Below are 25734 nucleotides of genomic sequence, written 5' to 3' on the forward strand. Positions count from 1 at the left end.
CCTTCTGCTACCCCGGTTAAATAGACCCATCAATAACCGAGAGGAGGACGGGATCATGCTTCGCTCCCTGAAACAGACCATTCCCGCACTGGCCACATCCGATGGCGCCGGAGTTCGCATCAAACGCTCACTGGGCCAGCGCCAATCCGTGCGAATGGACCCATTTCTGATGCTGGATGAGTTCGGCTCTGACCAGCCACAGGATTACATTGCCGGCTTTCCGGCCCACCCGCATCGGGGCTTTGAAACCGTCACCTATATGATTGAAGGGCACATGCTGCATGAGGATCACCTGGGGAATCGAGGCAACCTTCGCAACGGCGGGGTGCAATGGATGACCGCGGGCCGGGGCATCGTGCATTCGGAAATGCCACAGCAGGAATCCGGGGTCATGCGGGGCTTCCAGCTCTGGCTCAACCTGCCTGCCGCCGAAAAAATGAAGGCCGCCGGTTACCGGGACATTCAGCCAGAGGAGATTCCGGTGGCGCGCCAGCAGGGCGTATCCGTCCGGGTGATTGCCGGTGAACTGGAGATCGGCGGCGGTTCCGTCACCGGTGCAGTCACCGGCGGCAGCACGGAGCCTCTGTATGCCGATGTCCACCTGGAATCCGGAGCGAGGGTATCGCTGCCCGTCCCCCAGGCGCTCAATGCCCTGGTTTACCTGTATGAAGGTGGCGCAAGCCTGGTAAGCGAAGACCGGAACCAGGCTCTGGCACTGTCCTCGGCAAACATTCTGGAGCAGGGGGACGAAGTTCTGATTGAGGCCGGAGAGGCCGGGGCACAGCTGCTACTGATTGCAGGCCGGCCCATCGGCGAGCCAGTTGTCCAGTATGGTCCGTTTGTGATGAACACACCTGCTGAGATTGAGCAGGCGCTGGCCGACTACCGCGATGGCACCCTGACGGTCTGATCAGGCAAAGGTTTTGCCGGCCATCAGGCTCTGGACCATGGGCCGGATAATCAGGTCCATGGCCAGGGCCATTTTCGGCCCCGGAATCACCAGGGTATCGTGACGGGAAAGGCTGCTCTGGGGAATGGCCTGCAGTAACCACGGGAAATCCACATCCGTCGTTTCCCGAAAGTGAATCACCACCATGCTCTCGTCTTCACTGGGCACATCCCGGGCAACGAAGGGGTTGGAGGTGTCCACCAGCGGAATTCGCTGGAAGTTGATGTGGGTGTGAGAGAACTGCGGCACGATGTCGTGCACGTAATCGTCCATCCGATTGATGATGGTCTGAACCACGGCATCCTGGCTGTAGCCCCGCTGATGGGTGTCCCGATGGATTTTCTGGATCCACTCCAGATTGACAATGGGTACCACACCAATCAACAAGTCAACGTACTGGGCAATATTGTAGTTGTCGCTCACCACCCCGCCGTGAAGCCCCTCGTAGAACAGGGCATCGGTATCCGCAGGTAACGGGCCCCAGGGGGTGAAGGTTCCGGGTTTGTGGCCAGCGGCGATCAGGTCACGGTCTTCGTCATGAACGTACTGCCGGTATCGGCCATTGCCGGTATGGCTGTAGTCATAGAACAGAGCTTCCAGCCTATCGATATGATTGGCTGCCAGGGCAAAATGGTTGCGTTCACCAAACTGCCCTTTAGCGGCGAGCCGTGCCATTTGTTCCCGGGTATACCGATGAAAGCTGTCGCCACTGACCATGGCGGCAGCAATGCCCTCACTGGCAAACATGCGGCTGAAGATCTGCCCGGTTGTGGTGGTGCCCGCCCCGGAAGACCCGGTAACGGCGATAATCGGATGGCGTCTGGACATAAAAAGCTCAGGTTCCCGGATGTGCGTCAGACAAGGCTGGTCAGCAGTCGGGGCTTCTCGACCACAAACCCTTGAGCGTAATCCACGCCCAGTTGTCTCAGCATATCCAGAACCTCACGGGATTCAACCTGAGAGGCAATCACTTCCCGTTCCATGTAGTGAGCCATATCAACCATGGACCTGACCATCGCCTGGTCCGTCTGGTTGGCTGCCAACTGACCGGTAAAGGCACTGTCGATCTTGATCAGATCTACCGGCAACGATCGCATGAACTGGAAGGAACTGGGGCCGCTGCCAAAGTTACCCAGGCAGAACCGGCAGCCGAGCTCTTTCATTTCCAGCATGAAATCCGCCACCGATTGCAGATCATGAATGGCAGAGGCTTCCGTCAGCTCGAACCAGAGACGCTCAATAGGCGCATCCTTCTCACTGAGCTTTTCGTAAATGAATTCCAGCAGTGACTGGTCGTTCAACGAATAGCCGGAGAGATTTATGCACACACCGCCTACATGGCGCGGATCCGGTGACTGATCCCTCAGCCAATCCAGCATGTGCCCCACGACCCAGCGATCCACCGCCTGCATACGGTCATAGCGCTCGGCCATGCGGACGAAATCCTGGCCGGTAATCAGCTGCCCGCTGTCGTCGTACATACTGATCAGAATTTCATACTGCGCCCCCATGCGGGTGCTGCCGTGCAGAGGGATGATCTTCTGGCAACGCAGCAGCATGCGTTCTTCATCCGGGTTGCTCAGGCCAGCCACACGGGCTGCAATCTGCTCTTGCCGGGCCTGGTCGTCTGCGTCGAGAGTGTATATAGAGAAACGGCCAGGGCCCTTGTCACGGGCAGAATTGAGCGCCTGTTCGGCGGCTTTCAGCCATTTTTCGGCGCTGATCAACGCGGGCAGTTCCGGCGCCAGACCAACATTGGCATTTAACGTGTAACACCGTCCGCCATACTCGAAGGGCTCATCTGCAATGGCTTCCAGGAGCGCCTTGGCAATTTCCGGCCCCTGTTCTTCAGGCACCAGCATGGCAAATTCATTGCCTCCGGGACGAGCCACCGGCATGCCATCGCCCACATGCCGACAGATGACCTCCGCCACCCGTTTCAGGGTTTCATCTCCGGCCTGGTAGCCCGCCGTATCATTCAGCAATCGGAACCCGCGCAGATCCAGTTGCAATAAAGTCCGGCTATCTTCCCGGCGGGCAAGTTGCTGTTCCAGCATACGCTCGAATTCCCGACGGTTAAGCAGCCGGGTCAGTTCATCATGGGTGGATGCCCAGGACAGCTGGTCATAGACGTTGCGAACCATGCGGTCGATGCTCTCATCTACCAGCGGTCGATCATACTGATTATCCGGTACGATGATGCCTTTGCGCATTTGCCTGGCCAGAGCTTCCAGCTCCAGCTCAACCACCCGCATACCCTGGTGATTAACGAATACAAACCGGCTGAAACCACGGGCAATCCACACCAGGCGGATATACTGGGGATCTTCCGCCTTGGTTTGATCCCGCAGCCAGTCACCGGTGCGCAATTGCTGGGCCCGGTTGATCCAGCGTTGCAGGCTGCGCTGTTCCCGCTCACTGAGCACCTGTTTGTCCGGGCGGACACCACTGACCGCAGGCATTTCAACCATTTCCGGCGCCTTGTCAGGCCGACGCACCAAAAACTGCTTCAACTCATCCCGGATCTGGGAGGACGGCATATGGTTGCTGGAGATCGACGCCAGACCATCCTGAATCAGCCGTAACAGTTCGGGCAGGTTAATGCTGCTGTCCGGGTCCTCGGCAAAAGCCATCAGCGAATCGATCACCGCCAGGTAGTCCTGCCATAACTGACTGTCTGGTCCCTGGCGAATCCAGGTCAGCGACAATAAATCCCGCCAGCCGCCGTCAAGCAAGCTGACCAGGGCCCTGGGAACCTTGCGGCCAGCCAGTTTGCTTTCCAGCGCGCTGGCCACGGCGGTTTTGGATTCGGCAACCTTCTGGGCACCCTCTGCGGCAGCAGTCACCCGCTCAACGTTGCGGCGATACACGAGGTTCTGCCGGTCAATCAGCGTGTCCAGCTCACCTACGGTCTGCTCAAACACACCGGTATCCTGTTCGAACTCGGTAGCAATGCGGTGAATCAGCTCATCCACCCGGCGCTGCACCACCGGGTTCAGCCGGCCACCCTTAACGCCCAGTTGTGCCAGGCGGTTCATCACACCACGAACCGGGCTGTCCTGGTCCTCAAAGAATTCGGGATCACGCATCACAACCTTCAGCACCGGCACTTCCAGCTGACGCATTCGGCTCTGGGCGTAGTCACTGAGCTTGGGGCTATCGACCACGCTCCGGAAAAACCGATCGACAACGTCCAGAGTGTCCTGCTGCTCAGCATTGAGCCGGGTGTCACCGGTTTCACGTATCTTTTCAACCACCCGGTCCCGCAAGGGCACGGCCGGCTCTTCCGGAGCCGCAGCGCGTAGCTGCAGCTCCTGCAATTCCCGGTGCAGTTCACCCTGAGACAGCGGACGGGCATTGGCCGCAAACGGCTCTGGCGTCGCCTCTCCATTCTCCACACGACTGGCCTGCAGTGTTGTCAGCAGATTCCTCACCGTGGCAAAAGCAGTCTGGGCTGCGCGGGCATACCCCCGGAACTCTCCAGCTACCCGGTTTTTCAGCCCGCGGGCCGTTTGCCCGGGTTTGCTTTCCGACGCCTCAGGCTGCGGCTTTTCCAGAGGTGTTTCGGGCTCCGGCTTCAGCACCTCGGTCGGCGGTTCCTTCCTGGCCGGCGCCTGTTCGCTCAGATAACGGGACAGGTCCAGATCCGGCAACACACCATGCCGGATCAGGATATTGTTCAACTCCCGATACAGCGGCTCCAGCTGTTTGATCACCGTCTGCTCAAACGTCTTCAGGCAGACCTTTTCAACCTCCCGGCTGACTTTCAGTTGGGCAAGCGCGTTATGGAAGGCTTCGCACACAAGAGCGGGACCGAGGGGATTATGATGGCCGGTGCGATTGGCGATACCTAACTTGTCCAGCCTCAGCTTGAGCTGTAGCAGGTCGCCACGGTACTGGGTATCAGCACGGGTAACCATCACCCGAATTGCCAGCCAGTCCTCAAACTCGTTTTTGTCTACCACCGACAACACTGAACCGGGCGCGCCTTTGGGCTCCGGTTTTAAGGGCGATTCCAGACTGCGGCTCATGTAATGCCAGAGCACCCGCTGGCGCCCCTGAATCTGGCCGGAGGCATCCATCAACTCATTGGCAAGCTGATCATTGGGGGCTTTCTGGGCTGTAACACGCAGGGCATCCACCGTCTGCACAAAACAGGCATCCATCAGTGGTTCAATAAACCGCGTAACCGTTTTGGCACACTGATGAAGCACAAACTGAACCCGCTCACTGGGGGCGCGAAGGGATGACCGGGACTGATCACCGGAGCTGCCACACAACTGCAGCATGGCGTTGAAGGCATCGGAATCGGGGCGGGTAAAATGCACGCCCATGGCACCGTCAATACGCCGCACCGGGCTGACATGAAGCTCGTATCGACGATTGCCCTCAAGACCGCGGAACCGAACCACCAGCTCGGTAACGCTGCCGCCGGCAAAGGCCCGCTCGATTTTGCCGGAGGTTTCACCCGAATAACGAATGAACATGCCTTCGGCACAGAAATCTGCAATCTGGCAGGGCCACGCCTCACCACTGCCGGCATCTATCTGAGCGGCAAGTTTGATCGGCTGTCGGGGGCTGCTGCGACGCTCTCTCGGATCCATGAACTACCTGACCAGTTGCAAAGCCGGCATGTTGCCGGATGCGGAAATCCGGCCAACGTCCCTGAGTGGGTGTAGGTTCGAGCTGTTATGATAAGGCCTGCGGCGGTCGGTTAAAAATCTGTGACAGCCGTCGGCGGATAAGGAATTGTACAGCCTCATACCCACAACATCATAATATGATGATTCATGAGACAGCTTAGTCAGATCTATCTCCTTTTGCTACTGGTAACACCCCTGAATGGCTGTACGACCATTGGCTACTATGGCCAGGCCATTGGCGGCCATGTGTCCCTGATGATGAAGGCCAGGCCCATCAACCAGGTAACCACAGCACCGGAAACCGACCCGGAACTTCGCCGACGGCTTGAGCTGGCAGCACAAGCACGAGAATTCGCGGCGAAAGAACTGGCCTTGCCGGTAGACGATGCCTTCAGTAAATACGTGGCGCTGGGGCGGCCATGGGTGGTGGTGAATCTGGTCGCCGTGCCGGAGTTTTCGCTTACCCCCCACCAATGGTGTTATCCGTTTGTGGGCTGCCAGTCGTATCGCGGGTACTTCCAGCTAGCCGACGCCCGACAGGAGCAGACGGCCTTTCGCGAACGCCATTATGATACCTTTATCGGCGCTGTTACCGCCTACTCCACCCTGGGCTGGTTCGATGATCCACTGCATACCGGGTTCACCTCCCTGGCGGATGACCGCATGGTCGCCCTGATGTTCCACGAGCTGGCCCACCGAGTTCTCTATATCAACGGTGATACCGCCTTTAACGAAAGTTTTGCCACCGCCGTGGAGCTGGAGGGGCTTCGGCTCTGGCTTCAGCAGCAAGGGGCACCGGAGGGTTTTGAGCGTGCCCTAGCGCGACTGCAGCACCGGCAACAGACGCTGGCACTGGTCGACGCCACCAGCGAACAGCTGCAGCAGCTTTATGCCAGCCAGAACCAGATGGACAAATCCATGCTGCGTGCGCACAAGGCCCAACTGCTCGATGAGCTGGCCCGGAATTACGCCAACCTGGCCGGGCAATACGAAGAGCCGGGGCCGTTTGGCCCGCCGCCGGTGCAGCTTAACAACGCACAGCTGGCATTGTTCCGGCAATATAATCAGCATGTTCCCGCCTTCCGACAGATGCTGAAAGAGCTGAACTACCGCTTCCACGATTTTTACCGGGCTGCCGAGGAGCTTTCCCGACAGCCAGCGGACAGTCGATCTGCGCAGTTGAAATTGCTGTCAGAGCGGTTTGTAGAAAACCTTTGAATTGCGCTGGGTGTTGTATGAGGCCAGCTTTGGCCCCGGCAGATCCTGCACGGCGGTGGGTACGAAACCGCGTTCCCGGAACCAGTGTTCGGTTTGGGTAGTCAGCACAAACAGTTTGTGGACACCCTGGCCCCGGGCCAGCTTTTCAACCATGGCGAGAATCTCGTCACCACGGCCGGCGCGTCGGTAGGAGGGGTCGACCGCAAAACAGGACAACTCTCCGGAGCCCTCCTCCGGATAATGGTATAGCGCGGCGCAGCCGACAATGGTGCCGTCCCGCTCCGCCACCACAAACCGGTCAATTTCGGTTTCCAGCATTTCCCGGGAGCGGCGAACCAGCACGCCCTGCTCTTCCAGCGGCTGAATCAGCTCCAGAATGCCCCCGATATCTTCTACCCGCGCCTGGCGAATCTGTTCGTAGTTATCACCGCTGACCAGGGTGCCGGAACCATCGCGGGTAAACAGCTCCTCCAGCAGGGCGCCGTCTTCGACATAACTGATGATGTGGGCACGCCGAACGCCTTTGACACAGGCATCGCAGGCGGCCTTGAGCAGGGCCGCGTCGTGGCCGGTGACGGCATTGTCGTTCAGGCGTTCGGACGCCTGACGGGCGGACAACTCACGTATCAGGCTGCCATCTTCTTCAAGCAGGCCTTCGTCGTCGATGAAGACAATCAGCTTCTCCGCCTGCAGCGCCGCGGCCACCTGGCTGCCAACATCCTCATAGGAAAGGTTGAAGGCATCACCGGTGGGCGAATAGCCCATTGGCGGCAGCAAAACAATATGCCCCAGCTCCAGCAATTGCTCGATGCCTCGGGTATCAACACGGCGGACGCGGCCGGTGTAGCCAAAATCAATGCCATCCAGCACGCCAACGGGTTTGGCGGTGACGTAGTTGCCGCTGCTGACCCGAATCCGGGCGTTATGCATGGGTGAGTTCACCAACCCCATGGAGAGCTGGCTTTCCAGGTAGGCCCTGAGCCCGCCAATGGCTTCCATAACCATCGGCAGATGGTTATCGGGGGTGATGCGCAAGCCCCGTGCGAAGGAGGATTCCAGGCCGGCATCATCCAGTCGCGACTGAATCTGGGGGCGGCCACCGAACGCCACCACCAACTTGACGCCAAGGCTGCCGAGCAAAGCGATGTCGTGGATGATGTTGATAAAATTGCGGTGCTCGATGGCATCCCCGGGCATGGTCAGGACGACGGTTCGGCCGCGATGGGCGTTGATGTACGGAGAGGAATGGCGGAATCCGTGCAGCCAGTCGTTTGATTTCAAACCTTTATTCCTTATACCCTGATAATGCTTGCCAAGAATGGAGAATGCCGGGACGGTTTTCCGCCCGCCTTACCGTTAGTCTACTCAAAGACAGAACCTTTTGATCAATCCCTTGAGGATATCCACCGTCGGCTGTAACTGGGACAGTTCAAGAAACTCGTCCGGCTGGTGCGCCTGGTCGATCGAACCTGGCCCCATCACCAGGGTCTCCAACCCCAGCTGCTGCAGCCAGGGTGCCTCCGTGGCAAAAGCAACGGCGTGTGCCGTGTGGCCCGTGAGTTTCTCACAGGCTTTGACCAGAGCGGCGTCGGCCGGGGTTTCAAACGGCGGTACGCCGTCAAACAGGGGGGCAAACGTGAGTTTGAGTTCCCGCCGCTCGGCCAGAGGCTGCATCCGGTCAAGAATCGCCTGGCGCAGGGTCTCCATGTTCATGCCCGGCAGCGGACGCAGGTCGAAGTGCAATTCGCATTGGGCGCAGATGCGATTGGGATTGTCACCACCGTGGATACAGCCCAGGTTCAGGGTGGGCACCTGTACCTCGAAGTTGGGGTTGCGGTACTTTTCCTGCCATTCGCTGCGCAGGGCCAGAAGTTCGCCGAGCGCCTCGTGCATGCCTTCCAGCGCGTTGCGGCCCAGGGCCGGGTTGGAGGAATGGCCCGATTGCCCGTCAAACCGCAACCGCTCCATCATGATGCCCTTGTGCATGCGCACTGGTTTGAGATTGGTGGGCTCGCCGATCACCGCGTAACGGGCTTTCGGTTTGCCAGCTTCTGCCAGTGCCCGGGCGCCATTCATCGAGCTTTCTTCGTCAGCAGTGGCCAGGATAATCAGCGGCTGCTGCAAGGGCTCGCCGGCAAAGGCTCTGGCGGCTTCAATGGCCAGCGGGAAAAAGCCCTTCATGTCGCAGGTGCCCAGACCGTACCAGCGGTTGTCCTTTTCCGTGAGACTGAACGGATCACTTTGCCAGCGTTTGTCGTCAAACGGTACGGTGTCGGTATGGCCTGAGAGTACCAGTCCACCCGGACCGCTACCCAGAGTGGCGATCAGATTGAACTTGCCGGGCATGCCCGGCACTTCCATGATCTCGACGGTAAACCCCAGGGGTTCGAGCCACTCTGCCAGCAGGCGGACCACACCTTCGTTACTGTGATCCCACTCCGGCGAGGCACTGCTGATGGATGGCAATGAAATCAGCCGGGCCAGCATTTCCCTGATACCCGGCACCCCTGTGCTTGCACTTGCGGTCACTTATTGCCTCCCGTCCCGGCGCTATTCCGGGCGGCCCCGGCGCCAGACTTCAAATTGTGTAATGGCACGAATCAGAATGGGGTACGCCACTTCGCCCCCGGCCACTGTGCGGGCGATTTCCATATCCCGCTCGCCAACGCTGACCAGTCGCCCCTCAACCTGGTTTTCATTCGAGAGCGTAACCTTTACGCGCCGGCCAAGCCAGGTATTGGCGTTCTCAACACTGTCAGGGTACCACTGCTCAAAATCCGGGTCTTCCGGCGGTACCACAGGCTCCATTGCCTGCGCAGGCAATGCTGGTTCCACCCGTTGCATTTCGGTCAGGTACACATCCGGCACGGTGGCACCGTTATAGGATACGCGCAGGCTGACGGTGTTTTCCGAATCGGTGCGTACGGGCAGCCCGAAGGTTTCCGAGCCGGGTGCAAGCATCATGGTCACCTCACCCCCTTCGGTCAGCCATTGCCGATACAGTGCCAGCAATTGCGGACTGGCTTCCAGGCCCCGAGCCTGCAGCCCTTTCTCCAATGCCGCGACACCCCGCCCGGCCCAGTCGCTGACCTCCAGCCCGGTCTCGCGGGCACAATAGGCAGAGAGGCGGCGCATCAGACCCGCGTCACGAACGGTCAGTTGCAGTGGCCCGGCCCCCATGGAGGCCGGGTCGGCCAGATTGCCCATGGTCAGTCTGGCGTCTGGCCAAACCAGCTCCAGGCTTCCGGTTTCACGGGTATTCAGTTCAAAACGCAGGGCATCGGGGGTCTGCTCCAGCAACATGTCGCCCCGGATATCAGGAATCCCCATACGCATCAAATCCCCACTACCCAGTTGCTGCCTTGGGTCCGGCGCACAGGACAGATTGGCTAGCGGGGCCTGGGCAGTTTCATCCGGCGCCGCCGTCACCCAGTTCCGGAACATGGTAGGCTCCAGCGTAATGCTGGCGCGCTCAACGGACAGCCGCCAACTGGCCGGCAAGCTGTCCGGGCTCATCAGTGTGGTCAACAGAGCGATTGGAGAGCCGGTTTCCAGTTCAATCAGGTCCATCTGCAATGGCTGAGTAAGCTGGAAGTCCTCCCAGTGCGCCTGCCGGAGGATGACCCGGCCATCCACAGAGGAGCTGATGCTCCCCCGCTCGAGTACACCGGATTCCGATAGTACCGTGCGCGCCTCTGCCAGACGCTGGTCCGTCAGCCACCAGACGCCAGCTTTAAAGCCGGCGAAGGCCACTATTCCTGTGATAACGAGAAATGACAGCAGGCGTTTCATCCGGTAACTCCCGGCCAGAAGTATCAGTTACGGGAAATCAGCGTACCGACCCCCTCGTCGGTGAAGATTTCCAGCAGGCAGGCGTGGGCGACACGTCCGTCGATGATGTGGGAGGTGCGCACGCCGTTTTCCACCGCACTCAGGGCACAGCGGATTTTTGGCAACATACCGCCATGGATGGTGCCGTCTTCAATCAGATCGTTCACCTGCTGGGCGGTCAGGCCGGTCAGCACTTTGTCCTCCTTGCTCTTGAGGCCGGAGACATTGGTCAGCAGGATCAGCTTTTCCGCCTTCATGGCTTCTGCCACCTTGCCGGCTACCAGGTCCGCATTGATGTTGTAGGAAGCGCCATCCGGCCCGACACCGATGGGCGCGATAACCGGGATCACGTTGCTGCGGGTCAGCATGTCGATAACATCCACGTTGACGCTTGCCACCTCGCCAACATGGCCAATATCGATGATTTCAGGCCGCTCCAGCTCCGGCGAACGATTGACCACTTCCAGCTTCCGGGCCCGGATCAGATTGGCATCCTTACCGGTCAGGCCCACCGCGGTGCCGCCGTGGGCATTGATCAGGGAAACGATTTCTTTGTTCACCTGGCCGCCGAGCACCATTTCGACCACGTCCATGGTCTCCGCATCGGTAACCCGCATGCCGTTAACAAAGCGGGACTGGATATTCAGGCGTTCCAGCAGCTCTCCGATCTGGGGGCCGCCGCCGTGAACCACGATAGGGTTGATCCCCACCAGCTTCATCAGCACCACGTCCCGGGCGAAACTGCTTTTCAGGTCTTCGTTCTCCATGGCGTTGCCGCCGTATTTGATCACGACCGTCTTGCCGGTAAACCGTTGGATATAGGGCAGGCCCCGGCTCAGTACCGAGGCCACCTGCATTGCTGTTTCACGATCCAGCGCCATGATGTTGTGTTAATCCTTACGACAGTAATGGGTTTCAGAATTCCGCCACCAGGTCTGGTGCCGCTTTCTGCAGTTGCTCCCGGAACACGGATTTGATCCGCTCCAGTGCCTGTTCTGTTTCGGCTTCAAAGCGCAGAACCAGAACCGGCGTGGTATTGGACGCACGGCATAGCCCCCAGCCATCGGCATAATCTACCCGAATGCCATCAATGGTACTGATATTGCCGTCACCAAAATCCGCCTGCTGACCTAGCCGTTCAATGATGGCGAACTTGTCGCTCTCGGTCACCTCGACATTCAGCTCAGGGGTACTGATATCCTCGGGGAAGTCTTCAAAGACTTCATCGGAGTGACGATCCTCAATACCCAGGATTTCCAGCAGCCGGGCAGCCGAGTAGAGGCCATCGTCAAAGCCGTACCAGCGTTCGCCGAAGAAAATGTGTCCGCTCATTTCGCCCGCCAGCAGGGCGCCGGTTTCCTTCATTTTCGCTTTCATCAGGGAATGGCCGGTTTTCCACATGATCGGGCGCCCTCCAGCTTCCGAGATCACGCTGGCCAGCCGGCGGCTGCACTTCACGTCATAGAGCACATCCGCGCCGGGGTTGCGGGACACCACATCCCTGGCAAAGAGCATCAGCAGGCGATCCGGCCAGATGATCTTGCCGGTATTGGTAACCACGCCCAGACGATCACCATCGCCATCAAAGGCCAGCCCGATATCGGCGCCGGTCTCCTTAACCTTGGCAATCAGGTCCTGCAGGTTCGCGGGTTTGCCGGGGTCCGGGTGATGATTCGGGAAATCACCGTCCACTTCACAATACAGTGGTGTGACTTCACAGCCCAGTTCCTCAACCAGCATGGGGCCCAGCTCTCCGGCAATGCCGTTACCGGCATCGACCACCACTTTCAACGGCGCCGCCACAGCAATATCACCGACGATACGGTCCAGATAGGCGCGGCGTACGTCGTCCCGGGATTGCTCACCCTGCCCTCTGGCAAGGTCGGCGGTCTGGATGCGCTGGTACAGCTTCTGGATAGCTTCACCAGACAGGGTCTCTCCGCCCAGCATGATCTTCAGGCCGTTATAGTTGGCTGGATTATGGCTACCGGTCACCATAACGCCAGAACCGGTCTGCAGGTGATGGGTTGCAAAGTACAGCACCGGCGTAGGTATGGCCCCCAGGTGAATGATGTTACAACCGGTCGCCATGATGCCGCGCCCCAGGGCATCAGCCAATTCCGGACTGGAGTGCCGGCCATCGTAGCCAATACAGATATCTGTGACACCACGCTCGGTCGCTTCCGAGCCGATCGCGCGACCAATGACTTCAACCACCTCTGCCGAAAGGGTCTGACCGACGATGCCCCGGATGTCATAGGCGCGGAAGATTTCCGGGTTGATCTGAACCGAAGGCACCTCGGCCTCAGCCACTTCAGGAATGTCCTCGTCGAACAGGGAATCCTCGGAGCCACCAAAGCCGAGCACATCCTCGTCACCATCGAGCATGTCAATGTCCGGCATATCCTTGTCCTGAAACAGCGGTTCATCCTCCGCCGTCGCTGCCTTGCGGCGGGCAGGAGCCGCTTTGGGCGCAGCCGACTCCGCGGCCTTGGCCACCCGCTTCTCAACCATCTGCGACAGACGGAACAGCACTTCTCCGGTGGACGCCACCATATCCCAGCGCAGAGCCGGCAGTTTCATCCGCTCGCCTCCGAACACCTTGTGGGCCCACTGAATGAGCGCGGTCACATCCTGACGTATTCCACGCTGAGCGTTGCCAAGAAGCATCCAGACCAGAACCGCCGCCACCAGCGCAGGCACCCCCACCAGAATCGCCAGGAGAATGGTGCTTACCGGCGCCACCGGTGCCGAGGCGGGTTGGTAACGGACAGACCAGTCCGGGTTGATCAGGGTGCGAGACAGCTCAGGGCCGCTGCCGTTACCGGCGCTGGCCACCGTTCGTGAAGCGCCGGACACGGATTGGACCAGTGACAGCTGGCCCCCGAGTTGCGGGTTACTCACGGCCAGCATTGGCCGTATGTGGGAGGCTTCAAAAACCGCCAGCACGCTACCAACCACGGCATCGCTTGTGGGATGACGCACTGCCGCGGCAAATTGCAGATACCACTGATTGTCGCGGGGGAAGGCGTCCGGCAACAGGTTCTGTCCATTTTCTGCCCGCCGGGCCAGTTCCAGGCCCGCAAATCCCAGCAGGGTATCGCCGTTACCGGTCCGGGGCACTTCCCGGTAAGGGAAGACAAACACCTGAGCGGAACCGGGCAGCGCCGTTTGCAATTGTCCGGCGAGATTGGCCAGATCAGACCGCTCGGCCAGAGCAAGGGCAGCGTAACGCTGGTTCGCCACCGCCCGAACCTGTTCCTGCAGCGCCGTCAGTGACTGATTCAGGCGACGTTGCGCAGTGTCTACTTCCATGGCGCTGGCCGCCTCATAGCGGGCCTCTCCCGCGGGCACCACCACCAGAAAGTGGGCCAGCACCACCGCGACCACGCCGGCCACCAGCACCACCAGCGATTGGTTCAACCCGACCGATCCGAGTTTCTTTAAACCGGAGCCAGCGGCTTCTTTTGACGTTTTGGACGGTTTCTGTTTCTTTCCGGGTTTCTTGTCCGGCTGCTCATCACCGGAAGACGCGTTGGTTTTTTTCTTGGCGAATTTCATAATGCATCCCGCAGTTATTTTCTTTCCCGGATAGGTCTGTATCCGCTGAGTATAGACGCCGGCCAGTTATCTCGCTGCCAGGTAAAGATGCCCGACTCAGTGGCTCCCGGTGGAGCCAAAGCCACCTTCACCCCGGTCACTGGCATCAAATTCGGTCACAATCTCGAACTCCGCCTGTACCACAGGCACCAGCACCATCTGGGCAATACGTTCGCCCACCTCGATGGTGAATGGCGTCTGGCCCCGGTTCCAGCAGGACACCATCAACTCGCCCTGATAGTCGGAATCGATCAACCCCACCAGATTGCCGAGCACGATCCCATGCTTGTGTCCGAGCCCGCTCCGGGGCAGGATCATGGCAGCCAACCCCGGGTCGGCAATATGCACAGACAGGCCGGTGGGAATCAGGTGGGTCTCACCCGGCATAACGGTCTTGGCTTCCTTTAATGCCGCCCGGAGATCAAGGCCTGCAGAGCCTTCCGTAGCGTATTCGGGAAACGGAATCGCGGTACCAATGCGATCATCCAGAACCCGTACCTCAAACTTTCTTTTACTCATGCCTGTTCAATCCTGTTGCTGTGGTCTGCAATCAACGCCACCAGACGGGCAGCGATCGCCTGTTTGCTGTCCGGCCCGATGGATTCCGAACCCTCAGGCCAGAACACCGTAACCGCATTTCGATCGCTGCTGAAGCCGAGCCCGGGCACGGACACATCGTTGGCGACAATCATATTGAGTTTCTTGCGCTGCATCTTGTCGGTCGCATAGCGCGCCACATCCGTAGTCTCGGCCGCAAAGCCGACCGTGAAAGGCGCATCAGCCCTGGCTGCGATGGTCGCCAGGGTATCGGGGTTACGGACCAGCGCCAGGCTCATGTTGTCGTTGGTTTTCTTGATTTTCTCGCTGGCGAACACCTCGGGCCGGTAATCTGCCACCGCGGCCGTGGCGATAAAGATATCGCAGCCTTCATCGACCGCCTTGCTGGCGGCTTCCAGCATCTCCTGAGCGGTGCCGACAGGCCGGACATCAACCCCCGCTGGGGCCGACAGACTGACAGGTCCACTGACAAGCACCACCTTGGCTCCCGCGGCAACGGCTGCACCGGCCAGGGCATAGCCCATCTTGCCCGAGCTGTGATTGGTAATGTAGCGCACCGGATCGATCGGCTCCCGGGTTGGCCCGGCCGTGATCACCAACCGTTTGCCTGACAGCGGCCCGGTAGTTTCAACCACGCCCTCTCCGTTTACCAGACGAGCCAGACGTTCCGGCTCAAGCATGCGCCCAGGACCGGTATCACCGCAGGCCTGTTCGCCCTGGTCCGGTCCCCAGACGGTAATCTGCGGGTCTTCCGTCAACAGCGCCAGATTCCGCTGGGTACGGAAGTTCTTCCACATGGCCTGGTTCATTGCGGGGGCCAACGCTATCGGCGCTTCGGTGGCGCAACAGACCGTGGTCAACAGGTCATCGGCCAGCCCATGGGCCAGACGGGCCATAAAATCCGCAGACGCCGGCGCTACCACAACCTGATCGGCCCACTTGGCCAGCTCGATGTGCCCCATGCCAGCCTCGGCTTCCGGGTCAAGCAGCGAGGAGCGCACCGGTTCGCCGCTCAGAGCCTGATAGGTCAGCGGCGCAACAAATGCCTCCGCCCCCCGGGTCATGACAACCCGGACTTCGTGCCCCGCTTTTTTCAGCAGTCGAACCAGCTCCGCACTTTTATAGGCGGCGATACCACCGGTAATTCCCAACAATATTCGCTTGGCGGTCATGCGGGCTCCGTAATCCCGTAAAATGAAAGAGTTATAAGATAGCATGCCGAGCGCAGACGGACAGCCCGCCAGAACCCCTGTTCGTTTACCAAATGTTACCTTTTGGAGTAACCTTTGTAATTTCGAGAACCCGGTGCAGGACGCACTCCCCCGAAACCAGCAAGGAAGCAAACATGCCACCCAGCCATTGGCCCGCCGATGAGCGGCCCCGTGAGCGATTGCTCACTCACGGCCCTGAATCATTGTCAGATGCCGAACTCCTGGCCATTTTCCTGCGTACCGGTACCACCGGCATGCCGGTGATGGCCCTGGCCCGACACCTGATCACCGAATTTTCCGGACTGCGCGGCCTGATGACCGCTTCCCGCCGACAATTCTGCGAGGTCAAAGGCCTGGGCACCGCCAAATATGCCCAGGTGCAGGCTGCCATGGAAATGGCGAGGCGAGTGATGGACGAGCCGCTGCGCCAGGGCGATCCGCTGCGCTCACCGGAAGATACCCGGCGCTTTCTCACCAGCCGCCTGGGCACTTATCCTCATGAAGTGTTCGCCGGCCTGTTCCTGGATAACCGTCACCGGGTCATCCAGTACCGGGAACTGTTCCGGGGTACGATAGACGGCGCAGCGGTTTACCCCCGGGAGGTGGTGCGCCAGGCTCTGGAGGACAATGCCGCCGCAGTCATCTTTGCCCACAACCATCCGTCAGGCGTGGCCGAGCCAAGCCAGGCTGACATTTCCCTGACCCGCCGGCTGAAAGAGGCCCTGGGACTGGTCGATATCAGGGTTCTTGACCATATGGTTATCGGCCACGGTGAGGTAATATCCCTTGCTGAACGAGGATTGATGTAGCCCCGTGAAGGATACCGCTCCGAAACTGGCCAAATTCCCAACAATTTTTTGCGTTGGTCGGCCAGTTCTGGTATAAAAGCGTCCCTTTCTGGCGGCGTCTGGCGAGCAGCGTTCTGTTTCAGAAGCGCAAACCGGCAGCAGGTATGGCTCCGGAGCAACCAGAGACGCATTAAAAACGAATTCGTATTGATAGAGACCATTGCTCAGGTCGGAGGCAAGTATGTCCAGAGTTTGTCAGGTTACCGGTAAGCGTCCGGTTACCGGTAACAACGTTTCCCACGCGATGAACCACACTCGTCGTCGTTTTCTGCCGAATCTGCAGAACCACCGTTTCTGGGTTGAGTCCGAGAAGCGTTTCGTGAAGCTGCGCGTTTCCACCAAGGGCATGCGCATCATCGACAAAAAAGGCATTGACGCTGTGCTGGCCGATCTTCGTGCCCGCGGCGAGAAAGTTTAAGGAGCCGCATCATGCGCGAGAAAATCAAGCTGGTATCTTCAGCAGGCACTGGTCACTTCTACACGACCAAAAAGAACAAGCGTAACACCCCGGAAAAAATCGAGATCAAAAAGTACGATCCGGTTGTCCGTAAGCACGTTGCGTACAAGGAAGCCAAGATCAAGTAATTGATCCTGCCTCCACAAAAAACCCGGCATCTGCCGGGTTTTTTATTGCCTGGACGCATCAGACAAGACTCAGAATGTTTCCAGATAGCCTTTGGGCAGCGCCACATCCATGGCAATGGGAAGGTGGTCGGAAACCGGATAGCTCACCACTTCAGAGCGCCGGATTTCCAGAGAGGGACTGACAAGAATATGGTCAAGCGCCTTTTCCGGGCGCCAGCTCGGGAAGCTGTGCGCGGTGTCGGGCAGCGGAATCAGATCGGTTTCTTTCAGCGGTGTTCGTGTCAGCAACTGCTCTGCATGGGCATTCATATCCCCCATCAGCACCACATGCCGATAGCTCGCAATCTGCTCACGGATAAAGCCAAGTTGCTTCTGCTGGGCCGACTTGCTGAGAGAGAGATGCATCAGCACCAGTACCAGCGGGTCTTCCTCATCCCCGTAGCGCGCAATGATGGCGCCACGTCCGGGAATCAGTCCCGGCAACTTGTGTTCAGTGACATCCAGCGGGCGGAAACGGCTCAACAGGCCATTACTGTGCTGGGCAATCTGGCCGAGGTTACGATTTAATTGCTGATACCAGTAAGGAATCCCGGCCGCCTCGGCCAGGTATTGCACCTGATTGATGTAACCACTGCGGAGACTGCCGCCATCACACTCCTGCAGGGCAACCACATCATACTGGCTGAGCAGGGTGGCAATCCGATCCAGGTTTTCGTAGCGCCGGCGATTGGGCAGAAAATGCTGCCAGCTGCGGGTCAGGTAATGGTGATAGGACGAAGTGTTGATACCAACCTGAATATTGAAAGTCAGTAGCCGGATGTGCCTGTGAGCTTCAAACTCCGGCACATGCTCGCTCCCGGAACAAGTGCCCCGGGAGCTTTCCTGGTTTCTGAGTATACCGTTCAGCTGGTTACGGATTCGCTTGTACATTATCAGCCGCTTCTCCGGTCAGCCCATCCAGCGCCCGGCGAACCGCATGGCGCCTTACTCAGACCCGCTGCGCTCTTTTTCCGCCAGATACTCGACCACCTTCAGGGTGTTTTCGTGACTACCCGCCATGGAGGCACTTACCACGTACTTGCCATCAACCAGCATAGTCGGTGTACCGGTAATGCGCGCGCCACGAATCTTGGCCTGGGCCTGCTGCACTCTGGCACGCACCCCGAAACTGTTGTAGTTTTCCAGAAACTTCTCGGCGTTCACGCCATACCCGGCAACAAAATCAGCCAGAGCTTCCGGGGTATTGAGGGGACGGCGCTCTCCGGCCAGGGCATCGAACAGCGCGTCATGCACCTTGTCCAGCTCGCCCATCGCCTCAAGGGCATAGAATGCGTAGGCATGCGGCTCCCAGCTGCGACCCAGTGCCGCTGGCAGCTTCACATAGTTGATGTAGTCCGGAGCCTCCGCTTCCCAGGCTTCAGCCAGCGGCTTGAAGTTGTAGCAGTGCGGACAGCCGTACCAGAAGACTTCCGCCACTTCGACACCGTTATCCGATGCCGTTCTTACCGGATTATCCAGTACCCGGTAATGCTCTCCGGCCACCCAGGGCTGGGCATTGACCAGGGAAGCGGCAGACAACAGTGAAAGTGCCAGAACGGCGGAAGACGTCAGGGTTCTGATCATCGGGAATCTCCGTGCCATCAATGAATTTTAACGGGGATTATGACCCAGGGATGCGGAAAAGTTCCACCGGAGGGCCAAAGGAATGCGTTACCGAACGGTTAGGTATTATGAATACCGGATACCAAAAACCCCGCCGAGGCGGGGTTTTCAGTCGTAACTGACGGCTGTCGATCAGTTCAGGCCGGATACGTAGCTGGCGACCGCCTCAATCTCAGCGTCTGTCAGCTTGGAGGCAACATCCATCATGATGCCGGCATTCGCGCCTCCAGCACGCTCACCCGCCCGGTAAGCCTTCAACTGCTTGATAACATATTCTGCAGTCTGCCCGCCCAACGCAGGGTAACCTGCCGGCTCGTTGCCAATGCCGGAGGGGTTATGGCAACCGGAACAGGCCGGTACACCAGAGGCCATATTGCCGCCGCGGTACAGTGCCTGACCCTGCTCAACCAGATCCGGATTGGCCTGACCAACAACCATTTCCTGGCTGTTGAAGTAGGCAGCCAGATCCTGCAAATCCTGATCGGACATGGCGTTGAGCAGGCCCGTCATTTCAGGAATGGCACGATCCCCGGATTTGATGTCAACCAGCTGGTTGTACAGATATTTCTCGCCCAGACCGGACAGTTTCGGATACACAGCCATTACCGGCTTGGCTCCGCCCTGACCATGACAGCCCGCACACACTGCTGCGTTCTGTTCACCCGCTGCCGGATCTCCTGCCCCGTGAGCCATCGCTGTAAGGCCAACTCCGAGAACAACTCCTGCGATCAGTCTTTTCATGCTCGCTCCGCTTCTCTCATCTTTGCATCTTGAAAGTATTCTTCGTTGTGCAGCCGGCAGGCACTGGGTCGTCAGGCGCAAAACCGGGGCATACAGCGGCAACGCGAGGCGTCCCGCCGGAAATTGGTGTAGCATTATACATTAATCGCCGATAACTGAAATCCAAAGGAACACCAACCGTCGTGGACCCTGATCTGACTCAAAAAAGCCTCTCGTTCAACAGCGCCCGTTTTCTCATCAGCGCCTCCAAACTGGACGAATGCCCCCCCGACCATGGCGCTGAAGTTGCCTTTGCCGGCCGCTCCAATGCGGGCAAATCCAGCGCCCTGAACGCTATCACCGCCAACGGCAAACTGGCCCGCACCAGTAAAACGCCCGGCCGGACCCGGCTGATCAACTTTTTCAGCCTGAACCGGGAACATGCCCGTCTGGTCGACCTGCCCGGTTACGGCTATGCGAAAGTGTCCCGGGACATGAAAGACGACTGGCAACAGCATCTCGGCCATTACCTGAATGATCGCCGCTGCCTGCGTGGCCTGGTTCTGGTGATGGACATCCGGCACCCGCTCACAGATTTCGACCAGATGATGGTGGAATGGTGTGAACATAACCACCTCCCGCTCATGATTCTGGCCACGAAGGCCGACAAACTGAAGTTTGGTCAGGCAAAAACCGCCATGCTGGGTATCGCGAAAAAGCTGAAGGAATATCAATGTGTGGAGCACCTCATCATGTTCTCCGCCACCTCCAAGCGCGGAGTCGACGAGTGCCGGGAAGCGCTGACCCACTGGCTGGAAGCCTCGGAACAGGCGCCGGTTGAGGCATAAAAAGCCGGCCTGAAGAAGACAGGCCGGTGAAAACGTCAGGGTTTGCGACGTGCTATGTGCCTCTGCAACCACAGAGGCCGAAAACCTGAGAACTCACTCAGGAGACGCAGGGAGTGTCCGGTTCCCAACGTCATCAGCTGTGACTGCGCCGCATTCAAAAAGTTCAATATCAGATCAAACTTTGACCAGACCAGCCAGGCTCATGCCTCAACGCCAGAGATACCCTGGGCCTCAGGCAAGGTAGGACGGTATTTTTCTCGCAATGCCAGCACCCGTTCACGATACTCCGGCGTGAGATAGGGCACTTCCAGGGTAAGCACCTGATAGATCCCCTGTTTTAACTCGGTCAGGGACAGACTGGCAGGCTCCTCGGCCGCATGAGCCGTCTTCAGGAAAGCCATCCAGTTGGTAATCACCAGCCAGACATTCAGTGACATGGCCGAACGCAGATCCTCCGGCTGAGGCTGGATAATGCCGGCATCCGCCAGCTTTGCGAAGATCCGGTTGATGGCCGCCAGACAGCGATTGGTAAACTCCCGGTAGTCCTGGCGCAGCCGCGGGTCACTGTCGAGCAGGTATTCCAGATCCCGGTGGAAGAAGCGATAGCTCCAGAGGCCGTCAAACACCGACTCCAGATAGAAGGTCATATCCTCCAGGGTGATCGGTCGGTCTTCCGGAATATCCAGGTAGTAGTCCACCAGCTTTTCATATTCCTGGAAAATCTCGTAGATGATGTCGGACTTGTTGCGGAAGTGGTAATACAGATTACCCGGCGATATCGCCAGGTGCGCGGCAATGTGATTGGTGGTGATGTTGCGCTCACCCTTGTCATTAAACAGCTCCAGGCTGGATAACAGTATCTTGTCTCTGGTTTTCATCGTCATGCCGGTGTTTGTTGTTATCAGTGTCACGGATGGCCTAAAGAGCCATCCGGCTTTCTTGACTGCCTAGAGTATATACTCTAATAATAGCCTCAAGCGCAAATCGCACAGATTTTGGCCAACGACAATAACCGACTGCCAGCGCCTGTCGCTCCAGGCAGTCAGGGGGAGAAAACCATGGGTGCCACCGTCGTCCAGCTCACCGAGAGCAAAAAGCAGATCCAGCACACGCATCGCGTCTTTGAGGACCAGAAGAAGGCGTTCCGCAACAACCCGATGCCGTCCCTGACCGAGCGCAAAGAGAACCTCAAGCGCCTGAAACGGGCGCTACTGGCCCATCAGGATCGCCTGGTCGAGGCCATCGATCGGGATTTCAGCTGTCGCTCCAAAGACGAATCCCTGATCGCCGAAGTCATGCCGTCTATTCAGGGCATCAATTACACGCTGAAGAATCTCGGCGACTGGATGAAGCCCTCCAAACGCCATGTTTCGGTTCTGTTCCAGCCCGCCAGCAACAAGGTTTACTACCAGCCCAAAGGGGTTGTAGGCGTCATCGTGCCCTGGAATTACCCTCTGTATCTGGCAGTCGGTCCACTGGTCGCTTCCCTGGCGGCTGGCAACCGCACCATGATCAAGATGTCGGAATTCACTCCGCACACGTCGGCCCTGTTCAAGGAGATCATCGAGTCGATGTTCCCGGAGGATCTGGTGTCGGTGATCACTGGCGAGGCCGATGTGGCGGCCGATTTCTCCCAACGGCCTTTCGATCACCTGCTGTTTACCGGTTCTACTTCGGTGGGCAAGCTGGTGATGCGCGCGGCAGCCGAAAACCTGACACCGGTAACTCTTGAGCTCGGCGGCAAATCCCCGGCCATTGTTTCGCCGGATGTGCCGATGGAAGATGCGGCCCAGCGTATCGCCTTCGGCAAAGCCTTCAATGCTGGCCAGACCTGCGTGGCACCGGACTATGTGCTCTGCCCTGCCGACCGGGTGCAGGCGTTCGTGGATGAATTCCGGGCGCGGTTCGCCGAGATGTACCCGAGCCTGCGGGATAACGACGACTACACGGCCATCATCAATGAACGCCAGTACAATCGTTTGCAGGGCTATCTGGAAGATGCCAGGGCCAAGGGGGCTGAACTGGTGGAGATCAATCCCGCCAACGAGAACATGAAGGACGGTACCCGGAAGATTCCGCTGACACTGGTGCTGAAGACCACGCCGGACATGAAGGTGATGCAGGATGAAATTTTCGGCCCGATCCTGCCGGTCATCAGTTACGGCAGTCTGGACGAGGCGATCCATTACATCAATGACCGGCCACGGCCGCTGGCGCTGTATTTCTTTGGCTATGACAAGTCGCACCAGCAGCATGTGGTGGACAACACCCATTCCGGCGGCATGTGCATCAATGATGCCCTGATGCACGTGGCCCAGGACGACCTGCCGTTCGGCGGGATTGGTGATTCCGGTATGGGGCACTATCACGGTAAGGAAGGCTTCCTGACCTTCTCTCATCACCGGGCGATTTTTACCAAGCAGAAGTTCAACAGCGGCAAATACGTGTATGCGCCCCATGGTACGGCGGCGCATCGGTTGGTATATAAGCTGTTTATTCGTTAATCAGAGAACACCACTTCTCTCCAGCCCCAGCCTTCGGACTGGGTGCAGGCCGGCGGGAGGGAGGTCTTTCCGGGACACGCCGTAAATACTTCCCTGTAGGCTTGAGCAAAACATCCCTGTTTTGCACAGTCCCGGAAAGACCTCCCTCCCACCGGCGATCAAACGTTTCGCAACGCGCAAAAAAAAGATAACAAAACGGCCAACAATCAGATGACAGACCCAGTTTCGACAGACAGCTCGCCCAACGCATCCTCTCTGGACCGCCGCAGTTTCCTCAAAACCGGTTTAGGCGGCGCGGTGTTCCTGAGCACCATCAGCCTCTCTGCCGGGCTAACCGGCTGCGCTACGGCCCCCGCAGGCCGGGTCAGCGCGGTCGACAGCCGCATGGACGCCCGCTACCAGTTCCAGTTTCTGAGCCGGGATGACATCGCCCTGTTCGAGGCCCTGTTGCCGGCCATGTTTGCCGGAGCTCTGCCGGAGGAACCGAACCAGCGTCGCTTTGCCATTGCCGGCACGATTGAACGGATCGACCAGGGCATTGTGAAGTTCGGCCCGGCGAATCAGCAGGAGCTGCGCAAGCTCTTTGATCTGCTTAACTTCGCTCCCACCCGGATCGCCCTGGCCCGGGTATGGTCAGACTGGCCTTCAGTCAGTACCGCCGATGCCGACGCGTTTCTGCGGCGCTGGCGCGACAGCCGGATCGGACTTTTGAATAACGGCTACATTGCCCTGACCAAGATCGGCAACGTCGCCTTCTATGGGCATGAAGACCACTGGCACCTGTCTGGTTATCCGGGGCCTCCCGCCTGGATGGTAGATGCCTTGCCACAGTTCAAACCTGCCGTCTGAGAAACCCCGGATACCCATCGTATTGAGGAGCGAAGTATGTCCATGAACGATCCCATTGCCCGGGGACTGGCTGCCGGCTGGAATGTGACCGATGCCAGCAAACTGAGCGAAAACCGCACAGTAGAGGCGGATGTTGTGGTTATCGGTACCGGTGCCGGAGGTGGCACAACCGCGGAGATCCTCGCCCGTCAGGGGCTGTCCGTGATTCTGGTGGAAGAGGGTCGACTGTATTATCAGAAAGACTTCAAGATGGACGAGCTGACGTCCTATGCCAATCTGTACCAGGAAGGCATGAGCCGGGTCACCGCCGATGGCGCCATCGCGATTTTGCAGGGCCGCTGTGTCGGCGGCTCCACCACGGTAAACTGGACCAGCAGCTTCCGCACACCGGACGAAACGCTCACCTACTGGAGCCAGGAGCTCGGCCTCGAAGGACTGGCGCCGGACGCCATGGCCCCCTGGTTTGAGGGCCGTGAGCAGCGCCACAACATGGCGCCCTGGGAAACCCCACCCAACCTGAACAACGACATCCTGCGCCAGGGCTGCGAAAAGCTCGGCTACTCCTGGCAGGTAATCCCAAGAAACGTCAAAGGCTGCTGGAACAGCGGTTACTGCGGCGTAGGCTGCCCCACCAACGCCAAACAGGGGGCACTACTCACCACCATCCCGGGCGCACTGGATCACAAGGCACAGCTCTTCCACGGTCTGCGGGCAGAACGCCTGGTGATGAGTCAGGACCGGATCGACCACCTGCTCGCCTCCGCCATGGGCCCGGACGGCGTCACCCCATCCGGCGTCACGATCACCCTGAAAGCCCGGCAATTCGTGGTCGCCGCCAGCGCCATTGGCTCCCCCGGCCTGCTGCTTCGCTCGCAGTTGCCCGACCCTTACCAGCGCGTGGGCAAGCGATCCTTCATCCATCCGGTCAACGCCACCGTCGCCCGCATGCCGGCGAAAATCGACCCGTTCTACGGCGCTCCCCAGTCCATCTACTCGGACGAATTTAACTTCAAGGCAGGCACCGACGGCCCGGCAGGTTACAAACTGGAAGTACCGCCCCTGCACCCGGCCATGGCAGCCGGCGTGGTACCCGGCCACGGCCAGCCACAGCGAGACAACCTGGGCCAGCTGCCCTGGATGCAATCCGTCATCGCCCTGCTGCGCGACGGCTTCCACCCGGACAGCCCGGGCGGCACAGTGTCACTCAGAGACGACGGCAGCCCGGTACTGGACTACCCGATCACCGACTACCTCTGGCAAGGCTTGCGCAAGGCCTACCTGACCATGGCCGAAATCCAGTTCGCCGCCGGCGCCGAAGCCGTCCAGGCCATGCACCTGGACTCCGACTGGTACACCAGTTGGAACCAGGCCAGAGACGCCATCAACAACCTGCCCATGAAGCCCCACCGCGCCCGCCTGTTCACCGCGCACCAGATGGGCGGCTGCAGCATGGGCACTGACCCGAAAACCTCGGTAGTGAACAGTTTCGGTGAGCATCACCACATCGCCAACCTGAACATCCACGATGCCTCCATCTTCCCCACCAGTATCGGCGCCAACCCGCAGTTGTCGGTGTATGCGTTGGTAGCGAGGAACAGCTCGAGACTGGCGCAGAGGCTTGCCAACTCTGCCTGAACCGCGATTAAGAGACCCCTTCCAGAGAGGCAATAAGGAGTCTGAAGTAGGAGGCCGGGGCGGCCAGCACTCC

The 25734-nt window shown here is 59.0% G+C and carries 22 protein-coding genes; 9 read left to right on the forward strand and 13 right to left on the reverse strand.

Annotated elements, in window-relative coordinates; all coding sequences use genetic code 11:
- Positions 1–55: 55 nt before the first annotated feature.
- Positions 56–910 (forward strand): pirin family protein, encoded by an 855-nt coding sequence (locus Q675_RS35520; RefSeq protein ID WP_023012049.1) that lies wholly within the window; start codon positions 56–58, stop codon positions 908–910.
- Here Q675_RS35520 and Q675_RS35525 read toward each other — a convergent pair whose 3' ends face one another.
- Complete coding sequence (locus Q675_RS35525; protein WP_023012050.1) at positions 911–1777, reverse strand: phosphoribulokinase; 867 nt, start codon at positions 1775–1777, stop codon at positions 911–913. It abuts the gene before it with no gap.
- 26 nt (positions 1778–1803) lie between these two features.
- Positions 1804–5553 (reverse strand): DUF1631 family protein, encoded by a 3750-nt coding sequence (locus Q675_RS35530; protein ID WP_023012051.1) that lies wholly within the window; start codon positions 5551–5553, stop codon positions 1804–1806.
- 186 nt (positions 5554–5739) lie between these two features.
- Here Q675_RS35530 and Q675_RS35535 point away from each other — a divergent pair, with 186 nt between their 5' ends.
- Positions 5740–6810, forward strand: coding sequence for an aminopeptidase (locus Q675_RS35535; protein WP_011786966.1), 1071 nt, complete (start codon positions 5740–5742; stop codon positions 6808–6810).
- Here the strand turns inward: Q675_RS35535 and argA are convergent.
- From argA to coaBC, 7 genes are all read right to left on the reverse strand, one after another.
- Positions 6784–8091, reverse strand: coding sequence for an amino-acid N-acetyltransferase (gene argA, locus Q675_RS35540; RefSeq protein WP_023012053.1), 1308 nt, complete (start codon positions 8089–8091; stop codon positions 6784–6786). The genes Q675_RS35535 and argA overlap by 27 nt on opposite strands.
- Before the next feature lie 84 nt (positions 8092–8175).
- Positions 8176–9339: an acetylornithine deacetylase gene (argE, locus tag Q675_RS35545; protein ID WP_014422828.1), complete on the reverse strand. Its 1164-nt coding sequence runs from the start codon at positions 9337–9339 to the stop codon at positions 8176–8178.
- 21 nt (positions 9340–9360) lie between these two features.
- The gene (locus tag Q675_RS35550) at positions 9361–10602 is read right to left on the reverse strand and encodes a hypothetical protein (RefSeq protein ID WP_022993181.1); all 1242 of its coding nucleotides are present in this window, start codon (positions 10600–10602) and stop codon (positions 9361–9363) included.
- A gap of 23 nt (positions 10603–10625) precedes the next feature.
- Positions 10626–11522 carry an acetylglutamate kinase gene (gene argB / locus Q675_RS35555; protein ID WP_014422830.1) on the reverse strand — a complete coding sequence of 299 codons (897 nt, stop codon included), beginning with the start codon at positions 11520–11522 and terminating at the stop codon, positions 10626–10628.
- Positions 11523–11556: 34 nt separating this feature from the next.
- A complete protein-coding gene (locus Q675_RS38580) occupies positions 11557–14202 on the reverse strand; it encodes a phosphomannomutase/phosphoglucomutase (RefSeq protein ID WP_023012054.1) in 2646 nt (881 codons plus the stop codon).
- A 96-nt stretch (positions 14203–14298) separates the two neighbouring features.
- Positions 14299–14760: a dUTP diphosphatase gene (dut, locus tag Q675_RS35565; RefSeq protein WP_023012055.1), complete on the reverse strand. Its 462-nt coding sequence runs from the start codon at positions 14758–14760 to the stop codon at positions 14299–14301.
- Entirely contained in the window at positions 14757–15971 is a 1215-nt protein-coding gene (gene coaBC, locus Q675_RS35570) for a bifunctional phosphopantothenoylcysteine decarboxylase/phosphopantothenate--cysteine ligase CoaBC (RefSeq protein ID WP_023012056.1), read from the reverse strand. The genes dut and coaBC overlap by 4 nt, the downstream gene beginning before the upstream one ends.
- Before the next feature lie 173 nt (positions 15972–16144).
- Between coaBC and radC the strand changes: the two genes are divergently transcribed.
- From radC to rpmG, 3 genes are all read left to right on the forward strand, one after another.
- Positions 16145–16819: a RadC family protein gene (gene radC / locus Q675_RS35575; protein ID WP_014422834.1), complete on the forward strand. Its 675-nt coding sequence runs from the start codon at positions 16145–16147 to the stop codon at positions 16817–16819.
- Between the two features lie 220 nt (positions 16820–17039).
- Positions 17040–17276: a 50S ribosomal protein L28 gene (gene rpmB / locus Q675_RS35580; protein WP_011786975.1), complete on the forward strand. Its 237-nt coding sequence runs from the start codon at positions 17040–17042 to the stop codon at positions 17274–17276.
- A gap of 11 nt (positions 17277–17287) precedes the next feature.
- A complete protein-coding gene (gene rpmG / locus Q675_RS35585) occupies positions 17288–17443 on the forward strand; it encodes a 50S ribosomal protein L33 (RefSeq protein ID WP_008173465.1) in 156 nt (51 codons plus the stop codon).
- 69 nt (positions 17444–17512) lie between these two features.
- On the opposite strand, the gene Q675_RS35590 is transcribed toward rpmG, so the two are convergent.
- From Q675_RS35590 to Q675_RS35600, 3 genes are all read right to left on the reverse strand, one after another.
- A complete protein-coding gene (locus Q675_RS35590) occupies positions 17513–18373 on the reverse strand; it encodes an endonuclease/exonuclease/phosphatase family protein (RefSeq protein ID WP_011786976.1) in 861 nt (286 codons plus the stop codon).
- Positions 18374–18427: 54 nt separating this feature from the next.
- The gene (locus Q675_RS35595; RefSeq protein WP_011786977.1) at positions 18428–19066 is read right to left on the reverse strand and encodes a thiol:disulfide interchange protein DsbA/DsbL; all 639 of its coding nucleotides are present in this window, start codon (positions 19064–19066) and stop codon (positions 18428–18430) included.
- A 171-nt stretch (positions 19067–19237) separates the two neighbouring features.
- Complete coding sequence (locus Q675_RS35600) at positions 19238–19846, reverse strand: c-type cytochrome (protein ID WP_011786978.1); 609 nt, start codon at positions 19844–19846, stop codon at positions 19238–19240.
- A 182-nt stretch (positions 19847–20028) separates the two neighbouring features.
- Here Q675_RS35600 and yihA point away from each other — a divergent pair, with 182 nt between their 5' ends.
- Positions 20029–20673: a ribosome biogenesis GTP-binding protein YihA/YsxC gene (yihA, locus tag Q675_RS35605; protein WP_011786979.1), complete on the forward strand. Its 645-nt coding sequence runs from the start codon at positions 20029–20031 to the stop codon at positions 20671–20673.
- A 200-nt stretch (positions 20674–20873) separates the two neighbouring features.
- On the opposite strand, the gene Q675_RS35610 is transcribed toward yihA, so the two are convergent.
- A complete protein-coding gene (locus tag Q675_RS35610; RefSeq protein WP_022993185.1) occupies positions 20874–21551 on the reverse strand; it encodes a TetR/AcrR family transcriptional regulator in 678 nt (225 codons plus the stop codon).
- A gap of 180 nt (positions 21552–21731) precedes the next feature.
- On the opposite strand from Q675_RS35610, the gene Q675_RS35615 reads away from it, so the two are divergent.
- The 3 genes from Q675_RS35615 (at position 21732) to Q675_RS35625 (ending at position 25661) form a co-directional block, all read left to right on the forward strand.
- Positions 21732–23177: a coniferyl aldehyde dehydrogenase gene (locus Q675_RS35615; RefSeq protein ID WP_011786981.1), complete on the forward strand. Its 1446-nt coding sequence runs from the start codon at positions 21732–21734 to the stop codon at positions 23175–23177.
- A gap of 210 nt (positions 23178–23387) precedes the next feature.
- Entirely contained in the window at positions 23388–24026 is a 639-nt protein-coding gene (locus tag Q675_RS35620; RefSeq protein WP_022993186.1) for a hypothetical protein, read from the forward strand.
- Positions 24027–24062: 36 nt separating this feature from the next.
- A complete protein-coding gene (locus tag Q675_RS35625) occupies positions 24063–25661 on the forward strand; it encodes a GMC family oxidoreductase (RefSeq protein ID WP_023012057.1) in 1599 nt (532 codons plus the stop codon).
- Positions 25662–25734: the final 73 nt, after the last annotated feature.

It is taken from the genome of Marinobacter sp. EN3, assembly GCF_000475315.1.
GTDB lineage: Bacteria > Pseudomonadota > Gammaproteobacteria > Pseudomonadales > Oleiphilaceae > Marinobacter > Marinobacter nauticus.